Origin of the sequence: Streptomyces alkaliterrae (assembly GCF_007097205.2) — a bacterium.
Classification (GTDB): domain Bacteria; phylum Actinomycetota; class Actinomycetes; order Streptomycetales; family Streptomycetaceae; genus Streptomyces; species Streptomyces alkaliterrae.
On record NZ_VJYK02000767.1, the window covers coordinates 1 to 380 of the forward strand.

Annotated in this window: 1 protein-coding gene and 1 pseudogene; both read left to right on the forward strand. The window is 70.5% G+C overall.

The features are described 5' to 3' along the window. Nucleotides 1–49: 49 nt before the first annotated feature. Nucleotides 50–205, forward strand: a pseudogene (locus tag FNX44_RS30125) (L-histidine N(alpha)-methyltransferase); the annotation flags it as partial. A 97-nt stretch (nt 206–302) separates the two neighbouring features. Further along, nucleotides 303–380, forward strand: a 78-nt coding sequence (locus FNX44_RS29920) for a hypothetical protein (protein ID WP_369123547.1), incomplete at its 3' end; no start/stop codon positions are given.

A 380-nucleotide genomic window follows, 5' to 3' on the forward strand; every position in this document is an offset into this window, starting at 1 on the left:
CCGCGAACTCGGCGGCGACTTCGACCCCGCCGCGTTCGACCACCACGCCCTGTGGAACGCGGAGGACTCCCGCATCGAGATGTGGCTGCGCTCCCGCCGCGACCAGCGCGTCCATCTCCCCGAGATCGACCTGACCGTCGACTTCGAGGCGGGGGAGGAGATGCGCACGGAGATCTCGGTCAAGTTCCGCCGCGAAGCGCTCACCGCCGAACTCGCCGACGCCGGCTTCACCGTCCACCACTGGTGGACCGACCCGCGAACTCGGCGGCGACTTCGACCCCGCCGCGTTCGACCACCACGCCCTGTGGAACGCGGAGGACTCCCGCATCGAGATGTGGCTGCGCTCCCGCCGCGACCAGCGCGTCCATCTCCCCGAGATC